The following is a 15,548-nucleotide window of genomic DNA, read 5'->3' as shown; positions in this document are numbered from 1 at the left end:
GGTGTTGCGCACCATACTGAAATCGAAGATCCACCGCGCGGTGGTCACCCAGGCCGACCTGCACTACGTCGGCTCGCTGACCATCGACGAGGATCTGATGGACGCCGCCGACCTGCTCGCCGGCGAGCAGGTGCACGTGGTGGACATCAACAACGGTGCCCGCCTGGAGACGTACGTCATCGCCGGGGAACGCGGCAGCGGGGTCATCGGGATCAACGGGGCCGCGGCGCGGCTGATCCACCCCGGCGACCTGGTCATCATCATCAGCTACGCGGCGATGGCCGACCCGGACGCCAAGGGGTACACGCCCCGGGTGGTGATGGTGGACGAGGCCAACCGGATGCTCGGCACCACCGACGACCCGGCCGAGGCGATCCCCGGCACCGCGACCGTCTCCGGGCACACCCTGCGGGCAGCTACGGAGCGCCGTAGCGGGAGCGAACATGCCCCCCGGTGAGACCGACGTCGGCGGGGTGCTGAACGCGATCGGCGGCTCCCCACTGGTCCGGCTGGACAAGCTGATGCCCGACGCCCCGTTCACCCTGTGGGCGAAGCTGGAGGCGCACAACCCGGGCGGCAGCATCAAGGACCGCTCGGCGTTGGGCATGCTGATCGACCGGCTCCGGGCCGGGCAGCTGCAACCCGGCCGGTCGGTGGTGGTCGAGTCCAGTTCGGGCAATCTCGGCATCGGGCTGGCCCAGGTGTGCCGCTACTTCGGCATCCGGTTCATCTGCGTGGTGGATCCCCGGACGAACGCGCAGAACATCGCGGTCATGCGGGCGTTCGACGCCGAGGTGGAGGTGGTGACCCGTACCGACCCCGCCACCGGCGAGTACCTGCCGCAACGCATCCGCCGGGTCCAGGAGCTGGTCGCGACCATCCCGAACGCCTGGTGGCCGGACCAGTACGCCAACCCGTTGAACCCCCGCGCCCACGAGACGACCATGCGGGAGATCGTCGAGGGGGTGCCCGCCCCGCTGGACTTCCTGTTCTGCGCGACCAGTTCCTGCGGCACCCTGCGCGGCTGCGCCGACTACGCGCGCCGGCACGCACTGGCGCTGACCATCGTCGCGGTGGACGCCGCCGGCAGCGCGATCTTCGATGACCATCCCCCGCGCAAGCGGCTCATCCCCGGCCATGGCGCGGGGATCCGGCCGAAGCTCTACCGGGACGGGCTGGCCGACAAGGTGGTGCACGTCGACGACCTGGACTGCGTGGCCGGGTGCCGCCGGCTGGCCCGCCGGGAGGCCATCCTCGCCGGCGGCTCGTCCGGCGCGGTGGTGGCCGCCGTGCGGCAGCTGCGCGACCTGATCCCGGCGGGCGCGACGTGCGCGCTGATCTTCCCGGACCGGGGCGAGCGCTACCTGAACACGATCTACGACGACGACTGGGTGACCGGGCACTTCGGCGACGTCGCCCACCTGTGGAGGGACCGGAGCATGAGCGTGCCGCCATGTTGATCGCATCCGCCGCCGAGGTCCGGCAGATCCTGGCCGGCCGCGAGGACGCCGTCCTGGACGCGGTCCGCCGCGCCTACGTCCTGCACGCGCGGGGGCGTACCGTGCTGCCGCACTCGGTGTTCCTGCGGTTCCCCGAGGACGCGCGCAACCGGATCATCGGGCTGCCCGCGTACCTGGGCGACGATGCGCCGGTCGCCGGCATGAAGTGGATCTCGTCCTTCCCCGGCAACGTCGACCGGGGGCTGGCCCGCGCCTCCGCCGCGATCGTCGTGAACTCGATGACCGACGGCCACCCGGTCGCGCTGATCGAGGGCGCCACCATCTCCGCCCGGCGGACGGCCGCCAGCGCCGCCCTGGCCGCCGGCGCCCTCGCCCCGCCGGCCGGCGGCGTCTCCCTGATCGGCTGCGGCGTGATCAACTTCGAGGTGCTGCGGTTCCTCCGCGCGGCGCTGCCCGGCCTGACGGAGGTGACCGTCTTCGACCTGGACGCCGGGCGGGCCGCCGCGTTCGCCCGGCGCTGCGCGCGGTGGGACCTGAAGGTACGCGTCGCCGGCGACGTCGAGGAGGCCCTCGGCGCCCACCCGCTGGTCTGCCTGGCCACGACGGCGGGCGTACCGCACCTGGGGCTGGCGCACTGTCGGCCGGGGGCACTCGTGCTGCACCTGTCGCTGCGCGACATCTTCCCGGCGGACATCATCACCGCCGTCAACGTGGTCGACGACGCCGACCACGTCTGCCGGGCGGCCACCTCGCTGCACCTGGCGGAACAGGAGACCGGCAACCGCGACTTCATCGCCGCCGGCATCGGCGAGATCCTGGACGGGGCGTCCTGGCGGCACGATCCGCACCGGGTCACCGTCTATTCGCCGTTCGGCCTGGGCGTGCTCGACCTCGCCGTGGCCGAGCTGGTACGGCGCACCGCGGAACGCGACGGCACCGGCACCCGGCTGCCGGACTTCCTGACCGTCCCGCCGGAGGACCCGGATGCCGACTGAGCCCGCCGTCGCACCCTGGAACGACACGGCCACGCCGTACCCGGGACAGCCGGCCCTGCACGAGCTGGTGCACGGGCAGGCGGCGCGCACGCCGGACGCCGTGGCCGTGGTCACCGAGCGCGAACAGCTCAGCTACGCCGAACTGGTGGGGCGGGCCAACCGGCTCGCCGACCAGTTGGTCGCCCGGGGCGTCGGCCCGGAGTCCCGGGTCGGGGTGTGCCTGCACCGGGGCGGCGACATGGTGGTGGCGCTGCTCGGCATCCTCACCGCCGGCGCCGCCTACGTGCCGCTGGACCCGGATCACCCGCCCCGGCGGCTCGCCCTGCTGGTGGCCGACGCGGGGCTGCACACCCTGGTGGCCGACCCGGACCTGCCGACCCTCACCGAGGCGGGCCGGAACGTCGCCACGGTGTCGGTCACCCGGGAGGGCACCGGCTGGCCGGCCCCGGCACCGCAGGTCGCCGTCGACGCGGAACACCCGGCGTACGTCCTCTACACCTCCGGCTCCACCGGCCGGCCCAAGGGCGTGGTGGTCCCGCACCGGGCCATCGTCAACCGGGTCCGCTGGGGGCTGGACGCGCATCCGCTGGGCCCCGACGACCGGGTGCTCCAGAAGTCCCCGTACGGCTTCGACGTCTCGGTGCCGGAGGTCTTCGGCACCCTGGCCGCCGGCGCGCGGCTGGTGCTGGCCCGCCCGGGTGGGCACCGCGACCCGGCCTACCTGGTCGACACGATCCGCCGGTACGGGATCACGGCCATCCACTTCGTACCGTCCATGCTGCGGGTGTTCCTCGCCGAGGTTCGCGACACCGGGGCCCGCCTGCCCAGCCTGCGCCGGATCACCTGCAGCGGCGAGGAGCTCACCGACGACCTGGTCACCGAGGCCGACGAGCTGGTCGGCTGCGAGCTGCTCAACCTCTACGGCCCGACCGAGGCGGCGGTGGAGGTCACCGAATGGCGCTGCCGGGCGGGCGAGCCGGTCAGCATCGGGCACGCGGGGGCGAACACCCGCACCCACATCCTCGACGAGCGCGGCGAACCGGCGGAGGTCGGCGAGCTCTGCCTGGCGGGGGTGCAGCTCGCCCGCGGCTACCTCGACCGGCCGGGGCTGACGGCCGAGAAGTTCGTTCCCGACCCGTTCGGCCCGCCCGGCTCGCGGCTGTACCGCTCCGGGGACCTGGCCCGGCGGCGGCCCGACGGCGCGATCGACTACCTGGGCCGGATCGACCACCAGGTCAAGATCCGGGGTCACCGGGTCGAACTCGGTGAGATCGACGCCGCGCTGCGTGCCGTCCCGGGGGTACGCGCCGCCGCCACGGCGGTGCACGCCGGGCAGCTCGTCGGGTACGTCGTGGCCGGCACCGTCCCCGCCGTCCGGGTGCTCCGGGCCCACCTCGCCGAACGGCTGCCCGGGTACCTGGTCCCGTCGGTGTTCGTGGCCGTGCCGGCGTTGCCGGTCAGCCCGAGCGGCAAACTGGACCGGGCGGCCCTGCCCGCGCCCGACGGGCACCGGCTCGCCGACGGGGAGCGGGTCGCCCCGCGTACCGACGACGAGCGCCGGCTCGCCGACCTCTGGGCCGAGGTGCTCGGCACCGGGCCGGTCGGGGTGCACGACACCTTCGTCGAGCTGGGCGGCGACTCGCTGGCGGCCACCCGGGTCTGCTCCCGCGTCCGCCAACTGTGGGGCTGCTCGCTCTCCCCCGCCGACGTGCTCACCGCCACCGTGGCCGAACTCGCCACGCGGGGCACCGGCGGTGGTCCGGCGACCGGCGCGGGGGCCGCAGGCGGCGGGGCCCCGCCGTCGGCCGCACCGGGCGCCGACGCCGACCGGCCGGCCAAAGGGCCGCTCAGCGCCGCCCAGCACCGGATCTGGTTCGCCGACCAGCTCGATCCGGGGTCGACCACCTACACGATCGTCGAGTCCTACCGGCTGCGCGGACCGGTCGACGTCGACGCGCTGCGCGCCGCCCTGGCGGACACGGTACGCCGGCACCCGGCCCTGCGGACCACCTTCGGGTCCCGGCGCGGCGTGCCGTACGCGCAGGTCGGGCAGGACGCCCGGGTGCCGATCGAGGTGCGCGCAGTGGCCGACGTCGCCGAGGCGGAGGTGGCCGTCGAACGGCTCGCCGCCGTGCCGTTCGCGCTCGCCGAGGGGCCGTTGCTGCGGGTCGCCCTGCTGCGGCTGGCCTCCGGGGATCACGTCCTGGCCGCCACCGTCCACCACATCATCGCCGACGACTGGTCGATGGACGTACTGTGGCGCGACCTCTGCCAGGCGTACGCGCGGCGCCGCCAGGGCCACGCGGAGGCCGTCGACCCGTTGCCGCCGGCCCCGCTCCCGCCGACCGACCCGGCCGACCTCGACTACTGGCGTCGGCACCTCGCCGGCGCGCCGTCCACCCTGGACCTCCCGACCGACCGGCCCAGACCGGCGCGCCCGCGGCCGGCCGGGGCCACCCTCCGGTTCGGTCTCCCGGCGGAGACCACCGCCGCGGTACGGGCCCTGGCCCGGGCCACCGGCTCGACCCCGTACATGGTGCTGCTCACCGCGTTCACCGTGCTGATCGGAGGGCTGGCCGGCCGCGACGACCTGGTGATCGGTACCTTCGCCGGCAACCGCGACACGGAGGAGGCCGGGAACGGCATCGGGATGTACGCCAACACCCTCGCCCTGCGGCTGCCCTGCCCGTCCGGGGCGACCTTCACCGACCTGCTGCGCCAGGTACGCGACGTGGCGCTGGCCGGGTACCGGCACCAGGGGTACCCGTTCGACCGGTTGGTGACGGCGCTGCGCCCGAAGCGCGACCTGCGCCACAACCCGGTGGTCCAGGTCGCCTTCCAACTTCTCGGCGACCTGACCGGTCGGCTCCGGCTCCCCGGGGTCACCGCCGAACCGTTGCGGCACGGCCAGGGCGGCTCCCCCTTCGACCTGCTGCTCACCGTGCGGGAGGAAGGGACGCGGCTGACCGGGTGGTTGCAGTACCACGGCGAGCTGTTCACCGCCGACCGCGCGGCTTCGATCGCCGACAGCTTCACCGGCATCCTCACGGCGGCGGTGCGCCGTCCCGACCAGGCGGTCGGGAGGTTGGCGCGGCAGTGGGTCGCGGTTTCCGCCGCGGAGAATGCGGGGGCGGCGGCCGACAATGTGGGTGAGGCGGCCCGATGAGCGGGCCGGTGGGCCGTTCCTAGCCTGGGCCGGAAGGTGCCACCACGCCCACCAGGCCAGGAGACGATCATGAGAAACGAGTCGAAGCCCGTACTCACCGCCCAGCAACTGCGGGTGCTCGAACTCGTCGCCGAGGGCTACGACAACGCGGGGATCGCGCGGGAGCTGCGCTGCTCGCCGCACAGCGTGAAGAACATCATCTACGACCTCATGGCCCGGTTGCAGGTGTCCAACCGGGTCCATGCGGCCGCGTACGCCATCCGGCAGGGGCTGATCTGACTCGGATCAGCCCCCTCGCGTCCGACTCAGATCAGCCCCTCGCGCAGGGCGCGCGCCACGGCGTGCGCCCTGTTGCGCACCTGCCAGCGCTGGGTGATCGTGTGCACGATGCCGGTCACGGTGCGGACCGAGTAGGCCAGCGAGCGGGCGATCTCCGCGGTCTCGTGCCCGTCGGCGAGCATGAGCAGCACCGCCCGCTCCCGCTTGGTGAGCTGCCGGGCCACCGGCCGTTGCGGCGCCCGGTCGCCGGCCCGGGTCAGCAGGTCCGACGGTACGGTGAAGCTGCCGCCGGCCGTCGCCCGGATCGCCGGGCGCAACCGCTCCGGGCGGGCCTCGCACCGGCGCAGCAGTCCGCCGGCACCCGCCTCCACGGCCTCGACCACATCCGACTCCCCCGTCGTGTCGGTCATCAGCAGCACCCGCCGGCCGGCGCGGGACAGCGAGCGCAACAGGACCAGCACGGCGTCGCTGACCTCGGCGGTCACCATCAGCACCACGTCCGGCCGGTCGGCCACCACGGTCAGCTCCGGGCAGGCCCGCACGATGTCGTCGACCCCGGCCCGTACCGCCGGATCGGCGGCGATGACCTGCACCCGTGTCTGCTCGTCCATGCGCATCACTCCTGGCTCCTCGTCGCTGACGGACGGCAAGGAGAATGTCACCGCGGCCCCGGCGACCGGTACGGGGAACGGCCCCCATATTCCCGCACCGGCAGGCGGCACGCCGCCGTCACCGGCGGCGTCCGCGAGGCCCCGGGTCCGGCCCGCCGCGCGGGGCGGGCCGGACACGCAGGGTCGGAGGGCCGATCAGCAGGTCTGGACCGGGCCCGACTTGTGCGTTCCGACCCGACCGACCACGGTCAGGTCGGTCAGCGCCGTGTTCGCGCCCCGGTGGATGTAGCACGAGTACCGGTGCTGGTTGATCACTTCCAGGTGGATGTGCGCGCCGCTGTCGCCGTTGACCTGGTAGCAGGTCGACCAGCGGAACCGGCCCGTCTCGCCGAGTTTGGTCCACGGGCCGACCGTCGCGCCGACGTAGATGCCGGCGGGCTTGTTGGTGACGTGCATGACGTCCGCCCGGCCGAGGATCTCGCCGGTGCTGGCGTCACGCGCCTCGAGCCCGATGCGGTATCCGCCGTCGGCCAGCTGCCCGGTGGCGCAGCCGGCCCTGACGGTGACCACCCGGACCGTCACGGCGTGCCCGGCTGCGGTCTTGGTGCCGAAGGGCGACACCACGGTCGCGCCCGGGTTGCGGTAGATGTCGACCGACCAGTCGTTGAGGTATCCCCAGTTCGAGAAGACCCGGTGGTGCCTCGCCGGTCCGGACACGCCGAAGCGGTCCCAGGTGGAGGCGCCCTGGATCGGCGGGTAGATGTTCACCGTGTCCGCGACGGCGTGGGCCTGAGCCGCCGGGGTGGGTGCCAGGGCCATGCCGATCGCGAGCAGGAGGCCCGCCGAGACGGCGGTGATTCTTTTCAGGTTCACGGTGTCTGCCTGCCAATTCAGGGGACGGGCGAGTGCGGCGCGGTGTCCCCGGCCGTCGCTCGCGCAACTGGTTCGAGGACGGCGTCCGGTTGGCCGGTTCGTGGACGGCCAGCCGGACGACCGGCTGGATGTTAACGCTCAGATATGCAAATGTCGCTATTTCCCGCCGGAGTTAGGGGTGCCGCTCGTCCCGACGCCCACCCGGTGAAGGAATCCTTCGCCAGCAAGAAGCTCGGCGCAAGGTCTCGACATAGACGAACGTCGAGCTATATGGTACGGCGAACCGGGCGGCGTGATCACGGTCGCCCCTTCGCAGTCGATGAGGAGTGACGGTGACTGTGCGGAGACCCTCACGCCGGGTGAGCCAACTGCTCGGCGGGGCAATGATCCTGACGATCGGGCTGACCGGCCAGCCGGCCCAGGCCGGGCCCCAGCAAGACACGAAGACGCTCGCCGTCGCCTTCGACCAGGCGGCAGCCCGCTCCGACGTACCGCGCGACCTGCTCGCCGCGCTCGGGTACGCGGAGACCCGGCTGGACAACCACAACGGCGAACCCAGCGCCTCCGGCGGGTACGGCGTGATGCACCTGACCAGCAACCCGAAGGTGCAGACCCTCGACGAGGCCGCGCGCCGTACCCGGTTGGACCGTGCCGAACTGCGCAGCCGCGACGCGGCGAACGTCACCGGCGCGGCGGCGGTGCTCCGCTCGTACGCCGACCAGGCCGGGCTGACCCCGACGCAGCGCGACGACGTCAACCAGTGGTACGGCGTCGTCGCCCGCTACGGCGGCTCGTCGGACCGGGCCACCGCACGGCTCTACGCCGACGCCGTGTACGACCTGCTCGCCAGCGGCTTCAGCGCGACCACGGCCACCGGCCAGGTCACCGTGGCCGGCCGTTCGGTCGCGCCCCAGCGGGGCGAGTACGCCGACGTGGCGCCGGTGGGCGCCGCCGACATCGGCATCCAGAGCACCGACTACGGCCCGGCGGCCTGGGTGCCGGCGAACTCGTCCAACTACACGGTGTCGAGCCGCGAGTCGTCGTACCCGATCAACTACATCGTCATCCACACCATGCAGGGCAGCTACTCCGGCTCGATCAGCTGGTTCCAGAACGCCGCCGCCGGCACCAGCGCGCACTACCTGCTCCGCTCCTCCGACGGAGCGGTGACCCAGATGGTGCGGGACAAGGACGTCGCCTGGCACGCCGGCAACTGGACCTACAACACCCAGTCGATCGGTCTGGAGCACGAGGGCTACGTCGACAACGCCTCCTGGTACACCGACGCGATGTACCGGTCATCGGCCGCGCTGACGCGGTACCTGTGCGACAAGTACGGCATCCCGAAGACCCGCAACAACATCATCGGTCACAACCAGGTGCCGGGCGCCACGCACACCGACCCGGGTCCGAACTGGAACTGGACCTACTACATGCAGCTCGTCACCGGCACCACCACGCCGCCGCCCTCCTGGTCGACCATCGTGGACAACACCACCGCCGGCCGGTTCACCGCGAGCGCGAACTGGGGCACCTCGACGTACTCGTCGCAGCGCTACGGCACCGACTACCGGTTCGCCGACCCGGTCGCGGCCAGCGACGTCGCCTGGTACAAGGTGAACATCCCGGCCACCGCCACCTACCGGGTGGAGGCCTGGTACCCGGCGGTCGCCGGTTACAACGCCACCACGCCGTACGTCGTGGTGACCAGCAGCGGCAACCAGACAGTCAACGTGAACCAGTCAGCCAACGGTGGTGGATGGCGCTCGCTGGGCACCTTCACCCTGGCCGCCGGGGACGCCAACAAGGTGGGTGTCAGCCGGTGGTCCGGTAGCACCGGCTACGTGATCGCCGACGCGATCCGCGTCACCCGCGTCTAGCACCGCAACACCGACCGGCCGGTGATCCGGCGGCCACGTGTACGAGCGAGGGTCCCCTGCCAGCGCGCCTGGCAGGGGACCCTCGCCCACGTCGGCCGGCTGCCGTCGAGAACGCCGCCCGCCGCGGCGGCGTGGCCTAGTCTGGAGGTCGAGGCGTCCGGCCGCGGCGCACCCGTCCACGGGAGGCGGAGACGTGAACCTGGAGAGGACCCGGCTCTTCGGTGTCGGAGTGTCGTACACGTTCACCACCGGGGCGGGCCAGCGAGGCGCAGTGATCGTGCATGACGACGGTCGACGCGACATCGTGCTCTACGACTCCGACGACCCCGAGCGGGTGCGGTACACGTTGGCGCTGGAGGGCGCGGAGCCGCGGACGATCGCCGAGCTGCTCGGTCTCCCCCTGGTGATGGACCACCTGACGGAGTTGACGCCGCCGATGGACGGCGTCGAGACCGTACGCCTGCCGATTCCCGCCCGGTCGCCGTACCTCGGCCGCCGGCTCGGTGACACGCGCGCGCGGACCCGCACCGGCGCGTCGATCGTCGCCGTGGTCCGCGACGACCGCGTGATCCCGTCGCCGGATCCCGACTTCACCTTCGAACCCGGCGACTCGCTGGTGGCCGTCGGCGGCAGTACGGGCCTCGCCGAGCTCCGTGAGCTGTTCGTCAGCGGCTGACACGGCCCACCGGCCCCTCTCCCCGGGCACGCTACCGACCCTTGATCTCCAGGCGCGGCCAGTCGGCGAGATCCCGTAACAGCTGCCGGTCGTGCGTGGCGACGACGACGGCGGCGCTCGTGTCGCGGATCGCCCCCGTCAGTTCGTCGACCAGCGCCGACGACAGGTGGTTGGTCGGCTCGTCGAGCAGGATCAGGCTGGGCCGCCCGGCCAGCGCCAGCGCCAGGTCGACGCGCCGCCGCTGCCCCTGCGACATCCGCCCGATCGGCGTACGCATCGCCTCGGAGTCCAGCAGCCCGAGCGACCCGAGCGCGACGACGTCGCCGTCGCGGAGCACCCCGCGAGCCACCAGCCGCCCCGCGTGGCGGGCGTGCACCTCGCGGGCGGTGCGTTCCGGGTCCTGCTCGGCGGTCTCCTGGCTGATCAGGGCCACCCGTGCCGCCGTTGCCGTCCAGACGTGCCCCTCGTCGGGCGGGAGCGAACCGGCCAGCACGGCGAGCAGCGTGGATTTTCCGGCGCCGTTCGCTCCGGTGACGAGCAGCCGGTCGCCGCCGTCGAGGGTGAGGTCGACCGGACCGGCCAGGCGCCCGTCGACTGCGACGCCGTGCGCCCGCACCTGCGGCGCCCCCGGTCGTGCGCCCAGGTCGGGCCACCGCAACGTCGGCGGTGGCTCCGGCACGTCGATCCGGTGCGCGTGCAGGGCGTCCTGTTGGCGGTGCAGCGCCTGCACGACGCCCGGCGCGCGGGACTGGCGTTGGTGCTTGCCGGTGCCCTTGTCCGGCCGCCAGCCGGTGGAGAGCCGGTCGCGGGCCCGGGACACCGCGTCCTGCAGTCGCCGGTGCTCGATCTGCTGCTCCTCGTGGTCCTGCTGCCAGCGCTCACGTTCGCGGCGCCGGGCGTCCTGCCAGGCGTCGTAGCCACCGGCGTACAGACGCGGCCTGCCGTCACGGGTCGGGTCGAGGTCGAGGAACCGGTCGGCGACGTCGCGCAGCAGCGCCCGGTCGTGGCTGACGACGGCGAGGCCGCCGTCGTGCTCGCGCAGTCGGCGGGTCAGGAAGTCCAGCCCGCCGGCGTCGAGGTGGTTGGTCGGCTCGTCGAGCAGCAGCACGTCGTGCCGCGCGCCGAGCAGGCACGCCAGCCGCACCCGGTAACGCTGCCCGACCGACAGCGTCGACAGCGGGCGGTCGCGGTCCGTGCAGGCGGCGAGGGCCTCCAGGGCGACATCGACGCGGCGCTCGGCGTCCCACGCGTCGAGCCGGGTGGCGGCGTCGAGCGCGGCGGCGTAGCGGTCGTCGGCAGCGGGATCGCCGGCGGCCAGGGCGCTGGTCGCCTCGTCCAGCGCGGCGAGGGCCCCGAGCGACGCGGCCAGCGCCTCGGACGTCAGGGTGCCGACGGTCCCGCCATCTCGTACGGTCAACTCCTGCCGGGCCAGGCCGATCGTGCCGGCCCGGTGCACGGTGCCCTCGTCGGGCGGGATCAGGCCGGCGAGGACGTGCAGCAGCGTCGTCTTGCCGCGGCCGTTCTCGCCGACGACGGCGACCCGCGCTCGGGCGGACACGGTGACCGAGACGTCGTTCAAGACGCGCCGGGACCCGCGGATGACGGTGACGTCGGTGGCGCGCACGTGCGCGCCACCGCCCGCCTCGACGGGCAGGGACGTGGTTTCGGGGTTCGGGATGAGGTTCAACGGTGCTCCGCAGCTCGTCGTGGAGCCGGGCAGCGTCAGGCGACCGCCCGGCGGGAACCGGGACGGCGAGCGCGTTCAGCAGGAGAGGGCGCCGCCGTCAGCGGGCGGAGCGGACCTTCTGCGACCAGATACCTCGTGCCACGACGACGACCCTAGCAGCGCCGGCGGCGCCACCCGTCCGGATGCGGCCCGGTCGGGTGGCGCGACCGGCCGCATCGGCGGCGGCGGTGGACCGCACGCAGGAAGGTGCGTCCGCAGGGGTCGCGGGTGACGATCAAGCGTGTCGCATCCTGTCGTCGCCGTCGCGACCGGTACGCTCCTGCTCGATGCCGGGCCCGCCTGGGCTGCCGGGGTGAACGCGGCGAGTGCCGAGCCGCCCGCCGTCGCGCTGTTCCTGCGGATCGTCGTCCTGCTGGCCACCCCCGTCGCGGTCGGCCTCGCGCTCGCCGCGCCGCACACCACCCGCCGCGTACGCCCCGCGCTGACCTTCACGGCCGTCGCCGCCGCCCTCTGCGGCGTACTCGGCACCGAGGTGGACCCGGCGCCCGTCACGCCGGTGGCGCTGCTGGCCGGGGCGACCCTCGTCCTGCCGCTGCTGCTCGGTCGACCCCGCACGCTGCGCGTCGCCGCCGTCGCGACCTGGTTGCTCCTCGCGGTACGCGTCGGTGCCACCGCCGGTGCGGACCAGCCGGTGATCGAGGCGGTCCGGGTGGCGGGTCTTAGCGCGGCGATCAGCGCGGCCGCCCTGGTGGCCGTCATCGGATCGCTGCGTCGCACCGGGGCGACGGCCCTGGTGGCGGCCCTGCTCGCCGCCGCGACGGCCACGGCGCTGGCCGGCTACGCGGCTGGCGTACGCCCCGACCGGTGGGCCCCGCTGACCTGGTTCGGTCGGCTGACCGTGCTCGCCGTGGTGGTCGTCGTCGCGGCCCTGGTGGTCGCCGTCCTGGTGCTCGCCCACCCCGACGCGCCGGTCCGGCCGGCCGGGGTGGCCGGCGCGATGGCCGCGCTCGCCCTCGTCGTGGCCGCGGTGCTGCCGCTGCTCCCCCCGCCGCCACCGCCCGCCGTCGCGGGGGTGCCGCTGCTCCGCACCGTGAACGTCGGCACCGAGCGGCTACCCGTCCTGGTCAGTCCGAACCGGCCGGGCTGGAACCTGGTGCAGATCGGTTCCGCGAAGGCCTCCGCCGGCACCGGGCGCACCCGGCTCACCGCCGGCACGACCCGGCCGGGCAGCACCGGAAGCTGGGTCAACGTACGCCTTCCGGCCGGGGCGAGCCGGCTCTGGATCGGGAAGGGCACGGCCACGGGTTGGCTGCCGGTGGACACCGGCCACGACCGCGTCGACGATGCCCGGCTGACCGGACCGGACGGCCCGGAGTGTGCCAGTGCCAGCCTCGGCTCGGCGCTGACCGGGCCGGCGCGCCCGGTGTCGTCCTGCCCGGCCGACGGGCTCAGCGCCGAGGACGCCGAGGCGTTGCGGGCGATGGTCGGCTTCGTCGCCGGACGGGGGGTGTCGGCGATCTCGGTGGTCGGCGACGACTCTCCCCGAGGCGTCCGTGCCGTGGCGGAGGTCCGCGCCGCGGCGGCGGCACGTGGGCTCCCGGTTGCCGACAGCGGACGCCACCCGCTCTTCGTGGTCGCCGGCTGGACCGGCGCGGAGGCCGTGTTGCGGCAGGTGGCCGGCGGCGGCCGGCTGGCCGAGGGCAGCTATCTGGCACCCTGGCTGCTCACCGGGCCGCTGCTGGAGATACCGGCGGCACCGCTGCTCGCCCTCCGTTTCGATCCCCGCCAGGCTGACGCCGCCCGCTACCTGCGCGATCTCGACCGGCTCTTTCCCGGCGCGCCCGCCACCGCGGTCGGCTACCACCGGTACCTGGGCGACGGCGGTCGTCGCGGCGAGCTGCGCCTCTACGCCGCCTCGGCGCTGTACGTGCCGGGGCAGGGCGGCCACCAGCACGGCGCCGCCCGGTCCGCCTGGGTTCCCAACGGCTCGGTGGTCCCGGTGACGGGGTCGTTGCCGGCCTGAGCGGACCGGCCAGCGGTGCCACCGCGCGACCGCCGGGAACGCTGCCCGGCTCTGCTGACATCCGGCGCGGATCACGCGCGCCGGATGCCTGGAAGGAACGGTCCACTGCCGCCCGCCTCCGTACGGGCTTCCCGCGCCGGCCGGTCCGCGAGGACCGCCTCGCGGCATGTTCCCCCGCTGCGAGGGCCGCCGAGGTGGCCGGCGACGGCTCCCGGGCCACGGCGCAGGACACCCGGGCCGTGCCGGCCCGGGAACGACGAGGCCGACCGGCGCGGTGGGCGCCGGTCGGCCGGGTCATCGGTACGGTGCGGGCGGGGACGCCGGCGACGCGCGGCGGACGCACGCTCGGCGGTCGGCGCGCGTCGACGGCCCACCCTCGGGCCGCTCCGGATGCTCAGAGGTACATGGTGTTGGGCTCCAGGCCGCACAGGCCGCGGCCGTACAGCTCGAAGTTGGTGTTCGGGTGCATCAACGCGTGCAGGCTGAACGCCTGGATGTCGCGCTGGATCCGCTGGATCGGCACCGACCGGTACAGCGACGAGCCGCCGCTGGCGGTGGCGAGGACGTCGACGGCGGCCTTGGACTGGTGCACCACCCGGCCGAGCCAGCCGCGGTTGCGCATCCGCTCGTCCATCTTCCACGGCTCGCCGCTGGCGCCCTTGTCGTCGAGCAGGTCGGCCATCCGGTACGCGTGGAACTCGGCCTCGTCGACCAGCAACGACGCCTCCGCCACCTGGAAGTGCGTCACGGGAGCGTCGGCCTGGTGCTCGTACCCGGTGTAGGTGATCTTGCGGCCCGGAAGGCGGTGCAGGAACTCGTCCCGGGCGGCCTGCGCGAGCCCGATGGCGACCCCGATGAACCCGGCGGCACCGGTGGGGATCATCGGGGTGTTGTACACCGGCGAGGTGGCGTTGCGCTCGGAGGCGTACTGGCTCTGGAGGATCGCCACCATCGGCAGCACCCGCTCCTGCGGGATGAAGACGTCCTTGGCGACGGTGGTGACGCTGCCGGTGCCGACCAGGCCGGTGGTGTGCCAGTCGTCGACGATCTCCAGCTCCGACATCGGCACGAGCGCGGCCACCGGCCACTGTGAACCGTCCGGTGCCGGCGCCATCGCGATCACCACCTGCCAGTGGCTGTGGTGGGCGCCGCTCATGAAGTGCCAGCTGCCGTTGACGGTCAGACCGCCCGGCGCGGCGGTCGCCACCGCCGTGGGGCTGAGCACCACGCAGATGCGGGTGTGCGGGATGGCGAAGACCTCGTCCTGGACGTGGTCGGGGAAGTTGCCCGCCAACCAGTCACCGATGGCCCAGACCCCGGTGTTCCACGCCGTCGACCCGTCACCGTGGGCCAACACGGAGATGACCTCGACCAGGGTACGGGCGCTCGTCTCGAGCCCCCCGTACAGGCGGGGGCGGCGCAGGTCGGTCATCCCGGACCCGGCGAGCGCCTCCACGACGTCGTCGTGCGGGCGGCGGTGCTCCTCCGACCAGGCGGTTCGGGAACGGATCAGGGGAACCAGGTCCTCGGCCCGCTTGAGCAGCTCATCCCGCGATACGGCTTCTGGCGACACCACGTCCTCCTCGTGTCTCGACAGCGGTCATCGGCCTCGGGTGCACCTCGCGGCCCGCCCGCCGCCGGACCACAGGACCGCACACCCGGTACGAAACGTTCCTCGTATCCAGCAGGACCGAGCATGCGACGCCGCGCGACAGCGCCGCATCTTCTCGCTTGCGCCCTGCCGTCGCGCCGGACGAGCCGGCTCCGGGACCTGCGCCGACGGTCCCCGCGCCGTGCTGGTGGCGTACCACCGGGGCTGGTCGTGACCGCATTCCGCAAGGTGCACCGGCCGCGCCGGGGTCATTAGCGTGAGCCTGATTTCGACCCACCGTAGACGG

Annotated in this window: 12 protein-coding genes; 8 read left to right on the top strand and 4 right to left on the bottom strand. The window is 73.8% G+C overall.

The features are described 5' to 3' along the window. Position 1: 1 nt before the first annotated feature. The 5 genes from panD to ACGFIG_RS24885 all read left to right on the top strand — a co-directional run bounded on the left by panD (position 2) and on the right by ACGFIG_RS24885 (position 5,900). Positions 2 to 457, top strand: coding sequence for an aspartate 1-decarboxylase (panD, locus tag ACGFIG_RS24905; RefSeq protein ID WP_393006720.1), 456 nt, complete (start codon positions 2 to 4; stop codon positions 455 to 457). After that, positions 444 to 1,460, top strand: a complete 1,017-nt coding sequence (sbnA, locus tag ACGFIG_RS24900) for a 2,3-diaminopropionate biosynthesis protein SbnA (RefSeq protein WP_393006718.1) — start codon at positions 444 to 446, stop codon at positions 1,458 to 1,460. Before panD ends, sbnA begins: the two co-directional genes overlap by 14 nt. Further along, positions 1,454 to 2,455, top strand: a complete 1,002-nt coding sequence (gene sbnB, locus ACGFIG_RS24895; protein WP_393006716.1) for a 2,3-diaminopropionate biosynthesis protein SbnB — start codon at positions 1,454 to 1,456, stop codon at positions 2,453 to 2,455. Before sbnA ends, sbnB begins: the two co-directional genes overlap by 7 nt. Then, a complete protein-coding gene (locus ACGFIG_RS24890) occupies positions 2,445 to 5,621 on the top strand; it encodes an amino acid adenylation domain-containing protein (protein WP_393006714.1) in 3,177 nt (1,058 codons plus the stop codon). The genes sbnB and ACGFIG_RS24890 overlap by 11 nt, the downstream gene beginning before the upstream one ends. Positions 5,622 to 5,690: 69 nt before the next feature. Beyond that, positions 5,691 to 5,900: a response regulator transcription factor gene (locus ACGFIG_RS24885; protein WP_393006712.1), complete on the top strand. Its 210-nt coding sequence runs from the start codon at positions 5,691 to 5,693 to the stop codon at positions 5,898 to 5,900. 26 nt (positions 5,901 to 5,926) lie between these two features. On the opposite strand, the gene ACGFIG_RS24880 is transcribed toward ACGFIG_RS24885, so the two are convergent. Together ACGFIG_RS24880 and ACGFIG_RS24875 are read right to left on the bottom strand one after the other, a co-directional pair. Then, a complete protein-coding gene (locus ACGFIG_RS24880) occupies positions 5,927 to 6,511 on the bottom strand; it encodes a LuxR C-terminal-related transcriptional regulator (protein ID WP_393006710.1) in 585 nt (194 codons plus the stop codon). A 195-nt stretch (positions 6,512 to 6,706) separates the two neighbouring features. Beyond that, positions 6,707 to 7,384: a hypothetical protein gene (locus tag ACGFIG_RS24875; RefSeq protein ID WP_393006708.1), complete on the bottom strand. Its 678-nt coding sequence runs from the start codon at positions 7,382 to 7,384 to the stop codon at positions 6,707 to 6,709. Positions 7,385 to 8,316: 932 nt separating this feature from the next. Between ACGFIG_RS24875 and ACGFIG_RS24870 the strand changes: the two genes are divergently transcribed. Both ACGFIG_RS24870 and ACGFIG_RS24865 read left to right on the top strand, forming a co-directional pair. Further along, complete coding sequence (locus ACGFIG_RS24870; protein ID WP_393006849.1) at positions 8,317 to 9,264, top strand: N-acetylmuramoyl-L-alanine amidase; 948 nt, start codon at positions 8,317 to 8,319, stop codon at positions 9,262 to 9,264. A gap of 193 nt (positions 9,265 to 9,457) precedes the next feature. Beyond that, positions 9,458 to 9,940 carry a cation:proton antiporter regulatory subunit gene (locus ACGFIG_RS24865; RefSeq protein WP_393006706.1) on the top strand — a complete coding sequence of 161 codons (483 nt, stop codon included), beginning with the start codon at positions 9,458 to 9,460 and terminating at the stop codon, positions 9,938 to 9,940. Between the two features lie 31 nt (positions 9,941 to 9,971). Here ACGFIG_RS24865 and ACGFIG_RS24860 read toward each other — a convergent pair whose 3' ends face one another. Beyond that, positions 9,972 to 11,627 (bottom strand): ABC-F family ATP-binding cassette domain-containing protein, encoded by a 1,656-nt coding sequence (locus tag ACGFIG_RS24860; RefSeq protein ID WP_393006704.1) that lies wholly within the window; start codon positions 11,625 to 11,627, stop codon positions 9,972 to 9,974. A 280-nt stretch (positions 11,628 to 11,907) separates the two neighbouring features. On the opposite strand from ACGFIG_RS24860, the gene ACGFIG_RS24855 reads away from it, so the two are divergent. Continuing rightward, the gene (locus tag ACGFIG_RS24855; protein WP_393006702.1) at positions 11,908 to 13,650 is read left to right on the top strand and encodes a hypothetical protein; all 1,743 of its coding nucleotides are present in this window, start codon (positions 11,908 to 11,910) and stop codon (positions 13,648 to 13,650) included. A 394-nt stretch (positions 13,651 to 14,044) separates the two neighbouring features. On the opposite strand, the gene ACGFIG_RS24850 is transcribed toward ACGFIG_RS24855, so the two are convergent. Beyond that, the gene (locus tag ACGFIG_RS24850; RefSeq protein ID WP_393006700.1) at positions 14,045 to 15,223 is read right to left on the bottom strand and encodes an acyl-CoA dehydrogenase; all 1,179 of its coding nucleotides are present in this window, start codon (positions 15,221 to 15,223) and stop codon (positions 14,045 to 14,047) included. Positions 15,224 to 15,548 lie beyond the last annotated feature (325 nt).

The sequence above is a fragment of the Micromonospora sp. NPDC049048 genome (genome assembly GCF_043197615.1).
GTDB lineage: Bacteria > Actinomycetota > Actinomycetes > Mycobacteriales > Micromonosporaceae > Micromonospora.
Note: the sequence above shows the minus strand (reverse complement) of the source record. Positions and strands in the feature narration are given on the sequence as shown.